The sequence below is a fragment of the Sphingomonas sp. Leaf198 genome (genome assembly GCF_001424005.1).
In the GTDB taxonomy this organism is placed as follows: domain Bacteria; phylum Pseudomonadota; class Alphaproteobacteria; order Sphingomonadales; family Sphingomonadaceae; genus Sphingomonas.
Window position 1 is genome coordinate 932,816 of sequence record NZ_LMPX01000001.1, and the last position, 16,704, is coordinate 949,519.

The window sequence follows — 16,704 nt, forward strand, 5'->3', positions numbered from 1 at the left end:
GCCGCGCTCCTAGAGCATCGCCCCGATCAGGTGAAGCCTGCGCGGGCGGATCAGTGGCGCAATGTCGCGACGATCCCCGCCATCTCGAACACGGTGGCCTGCGCATCGAGAGACAGGCCGATCGCGGCGCCTGATAGTTCGCGTGCCGCGGTGTGTGCGTCGAGCGCGGATCGCAGCGCGGGTCCCGACCGGGTCCGTGCGGCGTCGGCGATGAATGCGGGCGCACGATCGAGGAACGCCTCGTAGCGGGGTTGCGCGGTCTTGAGCCCCAGAGCCTTGGCCAGCTTCAGCCGGCGTCCATTGTCGCGGTCGCCGTCCTGCGCGATCGCGGCGATGGCATCGTCGATCGCGGCGATGTCGAGCCCGGCATAGCGGAGCGCGCGACCGGGTGCGCCGTCGCTGGCACGAACCAGTGCAGCGACCTCGCTCTCGTCCGCGTCGGGCTGCAACGTCCGGATCGCAGTCGCGACCTCGCCGTCCGAGAGCGCCTCGAACCGCAGCAGACGACAGCGCGAGCGGATCGTGGGGAGCAATCGGCCCGGCGCATGGCTGACGAGTAGGAAGATCGTCCCCGCGGGTGGTTCCTCGAGGTTCTTGAGCAGCGCATTCGCCCCGCCCCGCTCCAGATCGTCGATCGCATCGATCACGACCACGCGGCGGGGGCTCATCGACGGCGTGGTCGCGAACAATGGTTGCAGCGTGCGGACCTGGGCGATCGTGATGCTGCGGGCGAGATCCTGGTCGGGCTTCTCCGGATCCTTCGGCAGGCGCGCCAGCACGCGGAAGTCGGGATGCGACCCCGCCTCCATGAGCGACCGCGTCCTGTTTGCCTCGGGAACCGCAAGATCGGTCGAGCCGCCATCCGGGTCAGCCGCGTCCGCCAGCATCCGCATGGCTGCGGCGCGTGCGAAACTCGCCTTGCCGACGCCCTGCGGTCCGGCGATCAGCCAGGCGTGATGCAGCGAACCGCCGCGCATCGCCGCCATGAAGGCAGCCTGCGCGGCGGTGTTGCCGATGATCGGCGTCATGCCGGCAACGTCGTCGGCGCCGGGGTCATCAGCCGAAGAAGCCGGTCAGTCCTGCCCATGCGCGACCGAAGAAGCCCGCAACCGCGACATCCTTCTCGGCGACCAGCGGCATCGTCTGCTGCAGACCGTCGGACGTCGTCACGACGAGATCGGCGATATGCTGGCCGGCCTTGATCGGCGCCTTGATCGGACCTTCATAGACCACTTTGGCGGTCATGGTCGGCGAGGTGCCGGCGGGCAGCGTCACGGTCAGCGCCTTGGGCGCGACGAGCCCGACCGACGAGCTGTCGCCCATCTGGACCGCGGCAGTCTCGATCTTCTTGCCCTTCGCGACGATCGGCTTCGACTGCCAGGCGCGGAAGCCCCATTCCATGAACCGAACCGACTCTTCGGCGCGCTGGCCGGCGCTCGTCAGGCCGGCGACGACCATCACCAGGCGGCGACCGTTCTGGATCGCGGATCCGGTGAAGCCATAACCAGCCTCATCGGTGTGCCCGGTCTTGAGGCCATCGGCACCGGCCACGCGGCCGAGGATCGGATCGCGGTTCGCCTGGGTGATGGCGCTGCCGCCCATCGTCTTGCCCCAGGTGAAATCGCGCTTCGAATAAAATTGCTTGTAGAGATCGGGGTAGTTGGTGATCGTCGCCGCGGCGAGCTGCGCCAGATCATGCGCGGTGACATAGGTGACGCCGTTGTCGGGCCAGCCGTTGGCGGTGCCGAAATGGCTGTCCTTGAGGCCGAGTTCGGCGGCCTTGCGGTTCATCCGCTCGGTGAACGCCTGCTCCGACCCCGAGATGCCCTCGGCGAGCACGATGCACGCGTCGTTGCCCGACAGCGTGACGATCCCGTACAGCAGGTTGGCGACGCTGACGTTCTCACCCGACGACAGGAACATCGTCGAACCCGCGGACGGACCATGCCATTTCGCCCAGGTCTCCGGGCGTACCGGCATCATCTGGTCGAGCTTCAACTCGCCCTTCTTGACCATGTCGAACGCGACATAAACCGTCATCATCTTGGCCATCGACGCCGGCGGCATGCGACGGTCGGCGTCACGCGCGAACAGGACCGCGCCCGACGACAGGTCCTCCATATACGCGATCGGCGCAGCGGTCTGGAACTGCGGCGCAGCGGCAATGGACGGGTGCGCCAGCGCGATGGCGACGAGCGGTGCGACGATCAGCTTCTTCATGGGGTATTCCGTGAGCAAAAGGGGCAGTCCGTGGGCAGGATGTGATGCAGGTCATAGCCGCGCCCGGCGACCGCGTCACGTCTCCGTTGCGGCCAAATTCCTAGCGTTCGACCGCGTCGGCGAGCAGCCCGACCGACAGCGCGTAGAAATTCGAGCAGTTGTAATCGAGGATCACGCGGTAGTTGCTGGTCAGCAGATACGCGGTCGCCCCCTGCCCGTCCGGCTCGAGCAGCGTCGCCATAACGCTGTCGGCGGGCAGGCTGCGACCTTGCGGCGAGATCCCCAGCGCGCGCCATTCGGCGATCGTCCGCCAGCCGCTATGCCGCTCGAACACGCGCGGGCAGCGCGGCGAGACGAGCCGATTGCGGACTTCCGACCGGTCGAACCCGGCGGGCACAGTGACCGCGACACCCCAAGGCTGGCCTGCACGCCAGCCGGCATCGACGAAGTAATTGCCGATCGAGGCCAGCGTATCCGCCGGACTGTTCCAGATGTCGGCGCGCCCGTCGCCATCGCCGTCGCGCGCCAGCCGCAGATAGATCGACGGCAGGAACTGCGGATTGCCGGTCGCGCCCGCCCAGCTTCCCTTCAACTGGTCGCGCGTCACGCCGCGATCGAGCATTTTCAGGCCAGCGATGAACTCGCCCGCGAACAGCGACCGGCGCCGCCCCTCATAGGCGAGACTGGCGAGCGACCGCAGCAGATCGAAATTGCCGGTATAGCTGCCGTAATTCGTCTCATGCCCCCAGATCGCGACCATGATCGATTCGGGCACCCCCGTCGTCTGTTCGATCCGCTGCAACCGCGAGCGTTGTGCGAGATAGTTCTGGCGACCACGCGCGATCCGCGCCGCATCGACGTGCTGGATCCGATAGGGCGCAAACGCGGGCACCGCGCTGGGGTTCGCGGCACCCGGCTGCTGGCGGTCGAGATCGATCACCCGCTGGTTTAGCGTCAGCGTGGGAAACACCGCGGCGGCGGTCCGCGCGCTCACGCCGTCAGCCAGCGCCTGCTGGCGAAGCGTTGTCATATACGCCTGGAACCCGGCATCGTCCTGCGCCAGCGCGGGGCTGCTCCCCGCCATCATAGCGATGAGGCCGATGAAAATCCTGCGCATCCGCGCCGCTGCTGTCGATGAGCCACCCATTGGCCGGCTGTGCCACAGCGAGATCGTGATCGGAACCTCGTATCGTCGCGCGATCGACACGTTCAGCCTCGCGCACCCGGATCCCCCGCCTGCGCAATCCCTGCGCGATCCGCCACCGGCGTGTCACACAAAGATCATAACGCGCTTGCGCATCCCGCCGACTACGCCTAACCGCAGCGCCGTCGGGGAGTGGCGCAGGCTGGTAGCGCACCTGGTTTGGGACCAGGGGGTCGCAGGTTCGAATCCTGTCTCCCCGACCATCATCCGCTAAGTATTTGATTTCTCGTCGCCAACATGGCGATCGGGAATGGTTGTACCCACGACTGTACCCATCGTTGTACCCATTGGGGGCGATGGATTGGGACTGCCGAACCTCAAGCTGCGCGGTGGCAGCTATCACTGGCGCAGGAAGATTACCGTGGCCGGCGCGGCGGTGCCGCTATCCCTGTCGCTCGGCACAGGGAATTATCAACGCGCCCGGTGTATGGCAGACAGACTTGGTGCGACGGTCGAAAGTTTGCGTGTGGCCTATGGTCAATCGACGGGGCTGACCCCCGATCAGCTGAAGCGGGTTTTCAGCGATGCCCTGCGCTGGCAGTTGCAGCGTATCGAGCAGGATCAGGTCGGCAGCCCCGCCCGGTCGGAAGATCACGCCACGATCAATTCCATCTATGCCGAAGCCTGGGCATTCCTTGGGCACAAGGGCGTCGAAGCACGCTGGACACCAGACGAGCATGACCGATTGATCAATGCCGGCTGGAGCGAGGAGCGCGCGAAGGCAGTGGCGGATCTCGTGTTCGATCTTCAGAACGGTAATCCGGTTTCGAAGGCGCAGCTCGACAGCTACAGTGAGGCATTCGGCATCGCCTCCACGCGGGACAACCTCGCGCGGATGGCGCGGACGATCTGCTCGGCTCGTGCGTCGGCATGCCGCGAGGCAACTGCCCGCCTCCCCGTTGGCGACGACGACATGGCGCAATGGATCGACGAGGCATTGGTCGATGATACGCCATTCGCCTTCGAACAAGCCGAGCGACGACCCGTTTCGTCGACTGCATTGAACCCAGAGCAATCCGCGCCGACGGCACGGGAAGCTGTCGACATTAATGAGGCGCCCCCATCACCGGCTCTGAAGCGCCCGAAGAAGCGCCTGCTCGACGCGGCCGAGGAATGCGTCACGGCCTATCAGAAAGCCGGCGCCTGGGACGCGGACTCGATGAAGCAGGTGCGCACAGCATTGCGGCTGTTCGATCATGCCTGCGGCAGCGGCATCTACATCGAAGACTTGGAGCAGTCGCACGTCCGCTCTTTCACGACCCTGTGTCGGTCGTTGCCGAATCGCTGGGGCCGCACCCGCGAAGAGCAAGCCGGCGGCATCGCTGCCAGCTTGATGCGGGCGGCAACCATGCCACCGGCCGATATCGGCATCAGCCAAGCGACCATCAACAAGCACCTGACATGGGTCACGGCCGTTCTCGCCCATGCGGCAGGCGAGGATGACGATCCGGAAGCCCATCGGCCGGCGAAGCCGCTTTCTTTCACGGTGGCACGAGCCGGCATAGGCAAGACATCGCGCAAGGCGAAAAAACGAGATCGCGACAAGCGAGCCAATTGGACGATACAGGAGGTCGCCAAGCTTTTGTCCGCACCGGTTTGGACAGGCGCGGCAGGGATCGACCGCCGCCTGAAACCGGGCACCGAGATCATTCACGACGCCTGGTATTGGATGCCGCTCATGCTGCCCTTGTATGGCGGCCGCAGTTCGGAACTCGCCGGACTGGGACTGGCGGAGGTGCACGAACTGGAGCCGATCCCCTACTTCCGGATCGAATATACCGAAGATCGCGCACTCAAGAATATTCAATCGATCCGTAGGCTACCGATCCATCCCGAACTGATCCGCCTCGGGTTCATCGATTACGTGACGCAATTGCGAGCAGCGGGTTGCACGCTGCTGTTCCCGGAAATGAAGTCACCGAAATCGACCACTTTTGCCGGGACGTTCTACAAGTCCATCTTCGAACCACTGCGCGATTGGGCATTCCCCAAAGGCACGCCATGGCGCCACCGCGCTGGCGGTGCCTGGAAGGACAAAGACGTGCATAGTTACCGCGGCTTGGCAACGACAATGATGAAAGGTCGCGTCGCCAGTGAAGTCCGCTGCGATCTGTTTGGCCATGAAGGCGAAACGGAAACCGCGCGCACCTATGACGAGGAGGCAGAGCTTTCTATCAAGCTCGAGGCACTACAGCTATTGACGCCCATTACCGCGCATATCCAACCGAGCCATCCAATCAACATCAGACCGGTTCATCGACTAAGGCATCGGAGTCGTGCATCAACATTACGTCTCAGCCCAACTGCTTAAAGATCCGCCGCTATCTGGCGGTTGCGCGGCTCGTCGAACTTGGCGAAACACAGCAGCAGGACCGTCAGGCCGGCAGAAGCCCGGCCGCGCGGTAGCTGTCGATCATCGTGTCGAAGAGTGCGATATCCGCACGGCCCCTTGCGAATAGCTGCGCGCCGGACACGGCCGCATAGATCGCCTTTGCCCTGGCCCTGCTTTCGCCCGGTTCGACAATGTTGGCCTCGACAAGGAGCTTGCTCAGCCAGTCAACATTGACGTCAGCGAAACTCTGGACCTCGACTTTTACCGCGTCTGGAAGGTCATCATATTCCGCCGCCATGAAACTCGACAGGCAGATGCGGTTGTCGTTCGACAACGACGTGCGGAAAATTTCCGGATAGCGACGAAGCGCACCAAGAGGCTCTGGCGTCTCGTCCGAAATCGCGGCCAACTGCTCGATCGTATCCTCCCAATAGCGGCGCGCTACCGCCGCACCGAGATCGGCCTTCGTCGCGAAATGATGATGGATGCTCGGTGCCTTGATCCCGACCTCGGCGGCGATGTCGCGAAAGTTCAGGCCGTTATAGCCACGCGCCATAGCGCTTCGCCTTGCTGCCGCGAGCACTGCCTCTCTCGAATTCGACACGGCCATCGCCCTGCTTACTCCGCCAACCGACCAACTGGTAGATAGGGGTTGACCATCCGGAGGCAACCGCCCACCTGAGTGACTACCAATCACTTGGTAGGGACGCCTCATGACCGATCAGATACCGCCTGAAAGCCCGAAGCTTCGCCTCTTCACCTCCCCCTCTGCCTTCCCCAACCCACAGCGCCTGCGCATCTTTCTGCACGAAAAGGGCATTGCCGATCGCTTCGACGAGCAGGTCTACGACATGTCCCCGGTCGGCGAGCAGCGGCAGTGGAAGCATCTCAAGATGAACCCCTGGGGCGAGACCCCGACGCTCCAGCTTGCCGACGGAAGCTTCATCTCGGAAACCGCGGCCGTCGTCCGTTATCTTGATCAGGCGTTTCCGGGTCGCCGGATCATGGGCGAGACCCCGGAGGAACAAGGCCTGGACGCGATGTGGGACAACCGCGTCTGGGTGCACATCCTTTACCGCATCACGACCGCGTTCCATGTCCTGCATCAGGGACTAGGTCCCAAGCTCGAGCTGACTGCCAACGCCGCTTGGGGCGAGCATTGTCGCAAGGAAGCGCTGGCGCATACCGCGCTGGTGGACCGGCATCTCGCCGATGGCCGCGACTGGCTGCTCGGCGGTGACGAACCAACCTTCTCCGACATCACGCTGGCGACGGCGATCGCGTTCTCCAAGTTCGAGGTGAACGCCATGCCGCTCGACGAGCGCTACGAACATATCGATACGTTCTGGCAGCGGTGGCAGCGCCGCCCGACATTCCTTGCCGCCTATGGGGACCGGAACAGCGGCGTGCCGGAACTGGACAACCGTCCGTAGCACCCAGCTTGCTACCCGGATCGTTTCAAGCCGGTCGGGGGTGAAACGGCAGCCCGAGCGTTACAGCCGCCTGCCCTCGCCCCTTATTACTCCTACGGAAGATCATATCATGGCCGATCTGCCTGTCAGCCCCGTCCTGCAACCCGTTACGATCGGCGATCTGCAACTGCGGAACCGTATCGTCATGGCACCGCTCACGCGCAGCCGCTCGAACGAGGAAGGCATCCCCCCGGCGTTCGCCGCGGACTATTACGCACAGCGCGCCGATGCCGGCCTTATCATCACCGAAGCGACGAACATCTCGTCCCAAGCGCGTGGCTACGCGATGACGCCCGGCATCTGGTCGGACGCGCAGGTGGCGGCATGGAAACCCATTGTCGACGCCGTCCATCGGCGTGGCGGCAAGATCTTCCTTCAGCTCTGGCATACTGGCCGGATCTCGCATCCCGATCTTCATGGCGGCGCCCTTCCCGTGGCGCCGTCCGCGATAGCGGGGGAGGGGCAGGCGTTCACCAATGACGGGATGAAGGATTTCGTCGTTCCGCGCGCGCTGGAAACGGACGAAATCCCCGCCATCGTCGAGGACTACCGCCATGCCGCGGAACAGGCCAAGACAGCCGGGTTCGATGGCGTCGAGGTGCATGCTGCGAACAATTACCTGCTTGAGCAGTTCATCCGCGACAGCACCAACCAGCGCACCGATGCCTATGGCGGCTCGATCGAGAACCGTCTCCACTTTCCGCTCGACGTGGTGCGTGCCGTGGTCGAGGTCTGGGGAGCAAATCGCGTCGGCATTCGCATTTCGCCGGCAACGACCGAGCCCGGAAAGACCCCGCTCGACAGCCAGGTCGGGCGCACGTTCGACACGTTCGTCGATGCCTTGTCCGAGATCGGCCTGTTATACATTCACGATATCGAAGGCGTGACCCAGCAGACGCGCGACGTGCCGGACGGCGTCGACTTTCAGGAGCTGCGCAAGCGCTTCTCGGGCGCCTATATCGCCAACAACCAGTATACGCTCGATCTTGCGGAGAAGACGCTGGCGGACGGGGATGCCGATCTGTTCAGTTTCGGCCGGCCCTTCCTCGCGAACCCCGATCTCGTCGAGCGGCTGCGGACCGGCGCCCCGCTTGCCGAGGCCCCGAAGCAATATTGGTATGGCGGTGGCTCGGTCGGCTACTCGGACTGGCCCGGAATGAACGGGCGGATAGAGCTTCCGTGATTCAAGGGCGTGCGTTCGCCTGCATGTATAATCGAGGAGAGATAATTTGCTGTTTCATACGATGGTAGGATCGAACGACATCGAGCGATCCAAGCGCTTCTACAATGCAGTGCTAGGTGCCCTAGGAGCCGAAGAGGCGACGCTGAACATGGCCGGCAGTGGTCACACCCGCCTGTTCTATCGCAATGAGGGCGGGACGAACTTCATCGTTACCCAGCCGATCAACGACGAACCGGCCACCGTGGCCAATGGCGGCACTGTGGCTTTTTCGTGCAACTCGCCCCAACAGGTCGAACTGTTCCATAATATCGCTGTCGCCAACGGCGGCACCTCGATCGAGGACGGACCCGGTCCGCGTGAGTCAGCGATGGGGACCATCCATCTGGCCTATGTCCGCGACCCGGACGGCAACAAGCTGTGCGGAATCCACATCCCGTCATAATAGCCGAGCCAAGCCGATCGGCTCAGGTGGCCCCTTTCACATCGCTAGCGGACCGGTAGGTACCGGTCCGCTAGATATGCCATGTCACGACGGACCCGATTTCGCGTTCGTCGGAACCGGCTATTCCTCGATTGGGCCGGCAATCCGTTCCGGCTGCCGATCATCGCCCCCTTCTTCCTCCGCTATCACGAGGCAACGATCGCCTTTGCGTCGTGAAGAGGCAACCTCCCGCGTCCGCGATCATTCCCCCGACAACAGACATCGCATCGGAGATACATGGTGAAGACACGCAAGCTTGGTTCGCAAGGCCTTGAGGTCTCTGCGCTCGGCCTCGGCTGCATGGGGATGAGCGACTTTTATGGCGGTCGTGACGAAGCGGAATCGGTCGCGACCATCAACCTCGCGCTCGACCGCGGCGTCACCTTTCTGGACACCGCCGATATGTATGGGGTCGGCGCCAACGAGGAACTGGTTGGCCGTGTCGTGCGCGAACGCCGCGAATGGGTGGTCGTCGCGACGAAGTTCGGCATCGATCGGGGCGCCGATGGCAAGGGCCGCAGCATCAATGGCCGCCCCGACTATGTCCGCCGTGCATGCGATGCCAGCCTGAAGCGCACCGGGCTTGACGTCATCGACCTCTACTACCAGCACCGCGTCGACCCCGACGTGCCGATCGAGGAGACGGTGGGCGCGATGGCGGAGCTGGTGACGGCCGGCAAGGTGAAGTATCTCGGCTTGTCCGAGGCGTCGCCAGCGACCATTCGCCGCGCCCATGCGGTCCACCCCATCACTGCTCTGCAGACCGAATATTCGTTGTGGAGCCGGGATCCCGAAGCAGAAATCCTGCCTACGGTGCGCGAACTTGGCATCGGCTTCGTGCCCTACAGCCCGCTCGGCCGGGGTTTTCTCACCGGTCAGATCACCGCGCCCGACGACCTCGCCGCAGATGATTTCCGGCGCCATCACCCACGCTTTCAGGGGAAAGCGTTCCAGAGCAACCTCGACCTCGTCAAGGCGGTCGGCGCCATGGCCTCCGACAAGGGCTGCACGCCGGCGCAACTGGCGCTTGCCTGGGTGCTCGCGCAGGGCCACGACGTCGTGCCGATCCCCGGCACCAAGCGGCGTACCTATCTGGAAGACAACCTCGGCGCGATCGACGTGACGCTGGACGCGGACGACATCGCCCGCATCGACGCGATCATGCCGCCCGGTGCAGCCGAGGGACAGCGCTATGCCGACATGGCGAGCATCGACCGATGAGTGCAATCTCATTCGCGGCGATCGCGCCGGGCAATCTCGCCGTCGTGACGGGTGGGGCCAGCGGCATCGGGCTGGCCGCCGCGCGCGCATTCGCCGTACGTGGCATGCGGGTCGCTATCCTCGACCGGCCGGGCGAAGCACTCGATGCGGCGGCCGGGTCGATCGACGGGGCGGGCGCGCACGCCGTCGACGTCGCTGACCCGGTGGCAATGCGCACCCTCGCCACCACGCTTGGGCCGGCATCCGTCCTGATGAACAACGCCGGCATCGGCCAGGGCGGTGATGTTTTCGCCAGCCAGGAGGCGTGGACAAGGCTGCTCGGCGTCAACCTGATGGGTGTGCTGAACGGCATCCAGAGCTTCGCTCCGCTGATGGTGGAGGGACACGGGCCGGGCCTCGTCATCAACACCGGCTCCAAGCAGGGCATCACCCAGCCGCCGGGCAACACCGCCTACAACGTCAGCAAGGCAGGGGTTAAAGCCCTGACCGAAGGCCTGGCACATACGCTGCGCGAGCAGACAGGGGACCGGGTCAGCGCGCACTTGCTGATCCCTGGTTTCACCTACACGGGCATGACCTCTCCGCGGCCGGAAAAGCCGGCTGGCGCCTGGACGCCGGAACAGGTGGTCGATCTCATGTTCGATCGTCTGGCGCGCGGCGACTTCTACATTCTCTGCCCTGACAACGAGACCACGTCGGCACAGGACGCGAAACGCATCGCCTGGGCGGCAGGCGACATCATCGAGAACCGCCCCGCCCTGTCCCGCTGGCACCCCGATCACGAGGCCGAATTCGCCCGCTTCATGGAGGATGACGCATGAGGATCGGGTTCATCGGGCTGGGTCAGATGGGCGGCGCCATCGCGGCCAATCTGCTCAAGGCAGGCCATGAGGTGACGGTCTGGAACCGTTCGACAGACAAGACCGACGCGCTTGTCGACGCGGGCGCAGCTCGCGCGGCACGGCCGGTCGATGCGGCCCAAGGCGATCTCGTCATGACCATGCTCGCCGACGACCGGGCGGTGGAAGACGTGGCATTCGGCGAGGGCGGCATCGTCGGCGCTCCTGCACTGCACGTCGGACACAGCACGATCAGCATCGCGCTTGCCGACCGGCTCGCGACGGATAGCGGCACCGGCGGTTACGTTTCTGCACCCGTCTTCGGCCGTCCACCGGCGGCGGCGGCGGGCAAGCTGTTCGTGGTCGCGGCAGGCGTGGAAGCTGCATTGGATCGCTGCGAACCGGTGTTCGCCGATATCGGTCAGCGGACTTTCCGCATCGGCGACAAGCCGTCCGCTGCCAATCTGGTGAAGCTCAGCGGCAACTTCATGATCATGGCCGCCGTGGAGGCGATGGCCGAGGCGATGACGCTGGCCGAAAAGGGCGGCGTTGATCGTCAGACCCTGCTGGAGGTGCTGACGGGAACCCTGTTCGGCGCGCCGGTATACCACATCTATGGCGAGATTCTGCTGGAGGACCGATTCCGGCCCGCCGGATTTGCGGCCCCGCTAGGTCTGAAGGACATGACGCTGGCCGATGCCGCTGCCACTTCGCTTGGGGCACCGATGCCGCTGCTGGGGATCGTCCGAGACCACCTTCGCAGTGTCATCGCAACGGAAGGCCCGGACATTGATTGGGCTGGTATCGCGCTTGCGATCAGAAAGAGTGCGAAGCTTTAGACACCCGCGGACGCAATACGGGGACTACCTGGCGGGCGGCATCTCAAGGAAAGCTGAGTAACGGAAAGGCCCGGTTGTGGTCGTCCAGGCCCCCTCCCCGACTTCCTAACGTCGGCCAGACAGGCGTCCGTCCCTTCCGCTGCGGCAGCGCCCTTGAGGTAACTTACATTGGCCCACGGCTACATGCCGACAACGGCACCGCCCTTCATCACCAGCCGCACGGCACGCACGGCGGAGATATTCACCGTGGGATCACCCGCAACTGCGACCAGATCCGCGAGCATACCCGGCTTCGCCGCGCCGAGACGGTCGCCCAGCCGCATCCACCGCGCGTTGCCCGAGGTGGCGGCGAGCAGCACCTGCGCCGGCGTCATTCCCGCTGCCGCCATCAGTTCCATCTCGCGCGCGTTCGTCCCGTGCGCGAATACGCCTGCGTCGCCACCCATGCAGATCGGCACGCCGGCGGCGAGCGCAAGGCGGAGGCTGTCACGGCTTGCCTTCACCGCGGCGGGGGTCGGCTCCGCGCCGGTCCAACCGCGATAGCGTGCGCTCGCGTCCGCAGCAGCGAGCGTTGGGCACAAGGCGATCTTCTTCGCCGCCATGCTCGCGAAGATCGCGGGCGTCCCGCCATAGCCATGCTCGATCGTGTCGACGCCCGCCTCGATCGCGCGACGCATACCCTCCACGGTTGAGGCGTGGACCGCGACGGGACGTCCGGCGTCGTGCGCCGCCCCCACCGCCGCCCTGATCTCATCAAGGCTCAGCGTCGCGCGGCTGTCCTCGCCAGCGCGCCAACGATAATCGGCGTAGAGCTTCACCCAGTCCGCGCCGGCGGCGATCTGCCGACGGACCGCGGCAACCATCTGCTCCGCGCCCGAGACCTCCTCCGCACCTTGCGGGATGGCGACACCCGGCTCGAACCCCTTGGGGCCGTAGGCACCGAGCGCGACGATCGCGCGAGTCGCGACGCTCAATCGCGGGCCTTCGACGATCCCCTGATCGATCGCCGCCTTCAGCCCGACATCGGCATAGCCAGCCCCTTCGGTGCCGAGGTCGCGCTCGCTGGTGAAGCCTGCCCGCAAGGTCGCCCGCGCGTTCGCCACCGCGCGTGCGGTGCGCAGGGCCAGCGGTTCATGCAGCACCTGATCGTCCCAGCTCGCCTCGTCATAGGGATGGAGGAAGAGATGGCCGTGGCCCTCGATCATGCCCGGCATCAGCGTGTCACCGGCGAGGTCGATGATGTGTGCGCCCGTAGGAACGGTTAGGTTCGGGCCGACCGCGACGATCCGGTCGCCGCGCACCAGCACCTGCCAACCGACGTGCATCTTCCCGTCGATGCCGTCGAACACCGCCGCGGGTCGTAGCAGCGTCGCGGTGCCTGTCGTGGGCTCGACCGGCGGGGCGCTTGCGCCGGCGAGCATCACTGCCATCACGATCGCCAACCAGCACTTGGCCATGCCTCACTCCCCGTTCTAGGCTTACGCTATGGTTACGCTCCTCCAGCGCACGCGCAATCCGTTGATCGTCGCAGCCCTGCTGGCGACGACCGCCGCCGCGCCCGATCCCGACATGGCGCGGTGGCGGGCCGAGGCGGCGCGAGTGACGATCACGCGCGACGACTGGGGCATCCCGCATGTCCGCGGTCGCAGCGACGCCGACGCGGTGTTCGGTATGACCTACGCGCAGGCAGAGGACGATTTCTCCCGCATCGAGGCCAACTACCTGACCGCGCTCGGTCGCACCGCCGAGGCCGACGGCCAAGAGGCGATCTGGGCCGACCTGCGCCAGCGGCTGTTCGTCGATCCGGTCGAACTCCAGGCGCAATATGCCGCTTGTCCCCCATGGCTGCGCACGCTGATGGATGCCTGGGCGGACGGGCTGAACTTCTACCTCGCGACCCATCCGCAGGCCAAGCCGAAGGTGCTGACCCGGTTCGAGCCGTGGATGGCGCTGAGCTTCACCGAAGGCAGCATCGGCGGCGACATCGAGCGCATCTCGCTCGCCGATCTCAAGACCTTCTATGGCCGGCCGACGCCGCCGACGCCGGAAGAACTGGGGGCGGTGCCACGCGAGCCGTCCGGGTCGAACGGCATCGCTATCGCGCCGAAGCTGACCGCGAACGGCCGGGCGCTGCTCCTCATCAATCCGCACACCAGCTTCTACTTCCGCTCCGAAGCGCAGATGACCAGCGACGAGGGCCTGAACGCCTACGGCGCCAGCACCTGGGGGGCAGTTCTTCGTCTATCAGGGGTTCAACGCGCACGCCGGCTGGATGCATACCTCCTCCACCGTCGACAATGTCGACCAGTTCGCGGAGGCAATCGTTCGGCGCGGTGACGGCTGGGGCTATCGCTACGGTGGTGAGACACGCCCGGTCGCGGCGCGCACCGTGACGCTCCGCTTCCGCCGGCCCGATGGCGGCATGGGCGAACGGCGATTCACTACCTGGCGCACCCATCACGGTCCAATTGTCGCGGCGAAGAACGGCCGCTGGATCGCGACCGCGCTGATGTGGCGGCCGGTGCCAGCACTCGAGCAGAGCTGGCTGCGGACCAAGGCCACTGACCTCGCCTCCTACATCGCGGTCGCGGAGCGCAAGGCGAACTCCTCCAACGACACGCTGTTCGCCGACGACAAGGGCGAGATCGCGTTCCTGATGCCGCAATTCATGCCAGTCCGCGACGACCGGTTCGACTACACCCGCCCCGTCGATGGCAGCGATCCCGCGACCGACTGGCAAGGGCTGCACCCGCTGGCCAGCTTACCGAGCGTCGCCCACCCGCCGGTCGGCTGGGTCCACAACACCAATGACTGGCCGTGGAGCGCCGCCGGGCCGGACAGCCCCAAGGCAGCCAACTATCCGCGCTACATGGATCAGGTCGGCGGCAACGCTCGCGGCGAACACGCCGATCTCCTGCTGACCGGCCGGCGGGGCTGGACGCCCGAGCGGCTGCGCGCCGCCGCCTACGATCCCTATCTGCCCGCCTTCGCACGGCTGCTGCCCGGCCTGGTCGCCGCGTGGCGCGCACTGCCGGCGGGCGACCCGCGTCGGCGTGCGCTGGCCGGGCCGATCGCGACCCTATCCCGGTGGGACCATCGCTGGAGCAACGACTCGGTCGCGACCAGCCTCGCCGTATATTGGGGCGATCAGCTTTGGCGTGAAGTCGGCAGCTTCGCACAGGCGGAGCGGATCAACGTTCCCGACTACATCGCCAACCGCGTCGACGCCGCGACCAAGCTTACCGCGCTGGAGCAGGCCGTCGCGCAACTGACGCGCGATTTCGGCAGCTGGCGCATGCCGTGGGGCGCGATCAACCGCTTCCAACGGCTCGACGGCGCCATCCGGCCGCACTTCGACGACACGAAGCCATCGACGCCCGTCCCCTTCACCTCGGCGCAGTGGGGCAGCCTCGCCTCGTTCGGCGCCAAGACGTGGCCGGGGACGAAGCGCTATTACGGCACCAGCGGCAACAGCTTCGTCGCGGTGGTCGAGTTCGGCCCGCGCGTCAGGGCGATGGCCGTCATGGCGGGCGGGCAGAGTGGTAATCCGGCCTCATTGCACTTTGCTGACCAGATCGACCGCTACGCCACTGGTCGCCTTCGGCCTGTCTACTTCCATCCCGACGAGCTCGCCGGTCACGTCGAGCGGGTATATCGTCCGGGTGGCGACGCTCCTTGATCGCTGGTGACTGCGTTGAAAGCACGCGCGACTAGATGGACCCAGTAGCAGTCACTCAGACCGCGCTCGCCGGTTCCCAACTCTCGTCATTCGTTCATGACTCGGCGGAACTGTCGTCAGCAGCTAGTCGCGGCATCTCACAGTCGTGTCCCGCAGCGTTGGAGGGGTAGGCACTGAGCTTGCACAAACGGCCAGGGTCAGCAACGCTAACCAGCCAGGTTGCAATTTTGGGAGCCCCTATGGTCGATACGGTCAGACTGCCGAGGACCAAGCAGCCACGCCAAGACATACCATTCATTTTCGACAGCTATCGCATGCTCGCCGCTGAGCTCGGGGCTATCGATGGTCTGGCAGCAACAATGACGATCTCGGCGCGTTATCTTGTGGAGGTGTCGTCCGATTACGACGATCCGCAGAACTTTGGCGTAAGTCTGGCTCGCAAATACAGGATCCCAACGCGTTTCCTAGATCTAAGAGGGCTGCCATCTCATTTGGCAATACTGCTGCTTGTCGGGACTTCGCGCTATTTAGAAGACTTCCTCGAACGGTTCCGGCTTGAACAGCGTGCGCTCGGCTGTATTTGGCGCGAACGAGAGGACGGCGAACCCGACCTCAAATTCACGCTTGCTGGTATTACCGGTGGGTTTGCGCTAAACCAAAAGAGGATCGGTCAGGAGCGATACGACTTGCTCGAGTATTACCGGCTGCTGCGCAACTATGCCGCACACTCTGGAGTCGAGACCAAGCGGTTGCTTACTCAATACGAAAAAGTGGCTGGCTACCGCAATCTCGTACGCGAAGAATATGGCCTAGACGCGCCGAACCGGTTTGAAGCGGCTACGTTCGACGATCACCTTCTCTACACACGAGTCGTCAAGTATGTCGCGACGGACCTCTGTCGGCTCGCGCCGCCTGATACCGTAACTGGGCTTAAGTCCGTCCTCGCGAACCGTGACAGCTTCGCCGCATCGCCTGCCCGAACGGTGCTGATCCGCAAGGGAAACGATGACATTCTAAAGCAGGCCCTGCGAAGCTTCTTCTTTGCGCACTACCGGTTCCGGCTCGCCCAGCACCCGCATTTGGAAACCGATCTCGTCCAGTGGCTTAACCGTTTACCAACACGCAAGGATCGCCGTCGCGCCGGCCGCCCGAACCTCGACCAGGCACTGAGCGACTATATAAATGACGGCTGATACCCGATCAGCACGCGCGCCGATCACGGCAAAATAGGCCG

13 protein-coding genes, 1 tRNA gene and 1 pseudogene are annotated in these 16,704 nt (G+C 64.9%); 10 read left to right on the plus strand and 5 right to left on the minus strand.

From position 1 onward, the window contains the following. Positions 1–50 precede the first annotated feature (50 nt). The 3 genes from ASG20_RS04295 to ASG20_RS04305 all read right to left on the minus strand — a co-directional run bounded on the left by ASG20_RS04295 (position 51) and on the right by ASG20_RS04305 (position 3,337). Positions 51–1,028, minus strand: a complete 978-nt coding sequence (locus ASG20_RS04295; RefSeq protein WP_056048934.1) for an AAA family ATPase — start codon at positions 1,026–1,028, stop codon at positions 51–53. 28 nt (positions 1,029–1,056) lie between these two features. Further along, positions 1,057–2,220, minus strand: coding sequence for a D-alanyl-D-alanine carboxypeptidase family protein (locus ASG20_RS04300; RefSeq protein ID WP_056048937.1), 1,164 nt, complete (start codon positions 2,218–2,220; stop codon positions 1,057–1,059). A 100-nt stretch (positions 2,221–2,320) separates the two neighbouring features. Next, complete coding sequence (locus ASG20_RS04305) at positions 2,321–3,337, minus strand: lytic murein transglycosylase (RefSeq protein ID WP_056050424.1); 1,017 nt, start codon at positions 3,335–3,337, stop codon at positions 2,321–2,323. Positions 3,338–3,550: 213 nt separating this feature from the next. Between ASG20_RS04305 and ASG20_RS04310 the strand changes: the two genes are divergently transcribed. Continuing rightward, positions 3,551–3,627, plus strand: a tRNA-Pro gene (locus ASG20_RS04310). A gap of 47 nt (positions 3,628–3,674) precedes the next feature. Then, a complete protein-coding gene (locus tag ASG20_RS04315) occupies positions 3,675–5,735 on the plus strand; it encodes a hypothetical protein (protein WP_156364008.1) in 2,061 nt (686 codons plus the stop codon). Between the two features lie 64 nt (positions 5,736–5,799). On the opposite strand, the gene ASG20_RS04320 is transcribed toward ASG20_RS04315, so the two are convergent. Further along, on the minus strand, positions 5,800–6,366 hold the full coding sequence (locus ASG20_RS04320; RefSeq protein WP_056048943.1) for a TetR/AcrR family transcriptional regulator: 567 nt from the start codon (positions 6,364–6,366) through the stop codon (positions 5,800–5,802). Positions 6,367–6,469: 103 nt separating this feature from the next. Between ASG20_RS04320 and ASG20_RS04325 the strand changes: the two genes are divergently transcribed. The 6 genes from ASG20_RS04325 (at position 6,470) to ASG20_RS04350 (ending at position 11,791) form a co-directional block, all read left to right on the plus strand. Then, positions 6,470–7,189, plus strand: coding sequence for a glutathione S-transferase family protein (locus tag ASG20_RS04325; RefSeq protein ID WP_056048946.1), 720 nt, complete (start codon positions 6,470–6,472; stop codon positions 7,187–7,189). Positions 7,190–7,298: 109 nt separating this feature from the next. Then, positions 7,299–8,411: an alkene reductase gene (locus ASG20_RS04330; RefSeq protein ID WP_056048948.1), complete on the plus strand. Its 1,113-nt coding sequence runs from the start codon at positions 7,299–7,301 to the stop codon at positions 8,409–8,411. Between the two features lie 46 nt (positions 8,412–8,457). Then, complete coding sequence (locus ASG20_RS04335; protein ID WP_056048951.1) at positions 8,458–8,853, plus strand: VOC family protein; 396 nt, start codon at positions 8,458–8,460, stop codon at positions 8,851–8,853. 279 nt (positions 8,854–9,132) lie between these two features. Further along, a complete protein-coding gene (locus ASG20_RS04340; protein WP_056050426.1) occupies positions 9,133–10,113 on the plus strand; it encodes an aldo/keto reductase in 981 nt (326 codons plus the stop codon). Continuing rightward, positions 10,110–10,934, plus strand: a complete 825-nt coding sequence (locus tag ASG20_RS04345; protein ID WP_056048954.1) for an SDR family NAD(P)-dependent oxidoreductase — start codon at positions 10,110–10,112, stop codon at positions 10,932–10,934. The genes ASG20_RS04340 and ASG20_RS04345 overlap by 4 nt, the downstream gene beginning before the upstream one ends. Further along, positions 10,931–11,791 (plus strand): NAD(P)-dependent oxidoreductase, encoded by an 861-nt coding sequence (locus tag ASG20_RS04350; protein WP_056048956.1) that lies wholly within the window; start codon positions 10,931–10,933, stop codon positions 11,789–11,791. The genes ASG20_RS04345 and ASG20_RS04350 overlap by 4 nt, the downstream gene beginning before the upstream one ends. 179 nt (positions 11,792–11,970) lie before the next feature. Here ASG20_RS04350 and ASG20_RS04355 read toward each other — a convergent pair whose 3' ends face one another. Continuing rightward, on the minus strand, positions 11,971–13,248 hold the full coding sequence (locus ASG20_RS04355) for a metal-dependent hydrolase family protein (protein WP_201780669.1): 1,278 nt from the start codon (positions 13,246–13,248) through the stop codon (positions 11,971–11,973). A 28-nt stretch (positions 13,249–13,276) separates the two neighbouring features. On the opposite strand from ASG20_RS04355, the pseudogene ASG20_RS04360 reads away from it, so the two are divergent. After that, a pseudogene (locus tag ASG20_RS04360) lies at positions 13,277–15,470 on the plus strand (penicillin acylase family protein). A 239-nt stretch (positions 15,471–15,709) separates the two neighbouring features. After that, positions 15,710–16,663: a hypothetical protein gene (locus ASG20_RS04365; RefSeq protein WP_056048959.1), complete on the plus strand. Its 954-nt coding sequence runs from the start codon at positions 15,710–15,712 to the stop codon at positions 16,661–16,663. Positions 16,664–16,704 lie beyond the last annotated feature (41 nt).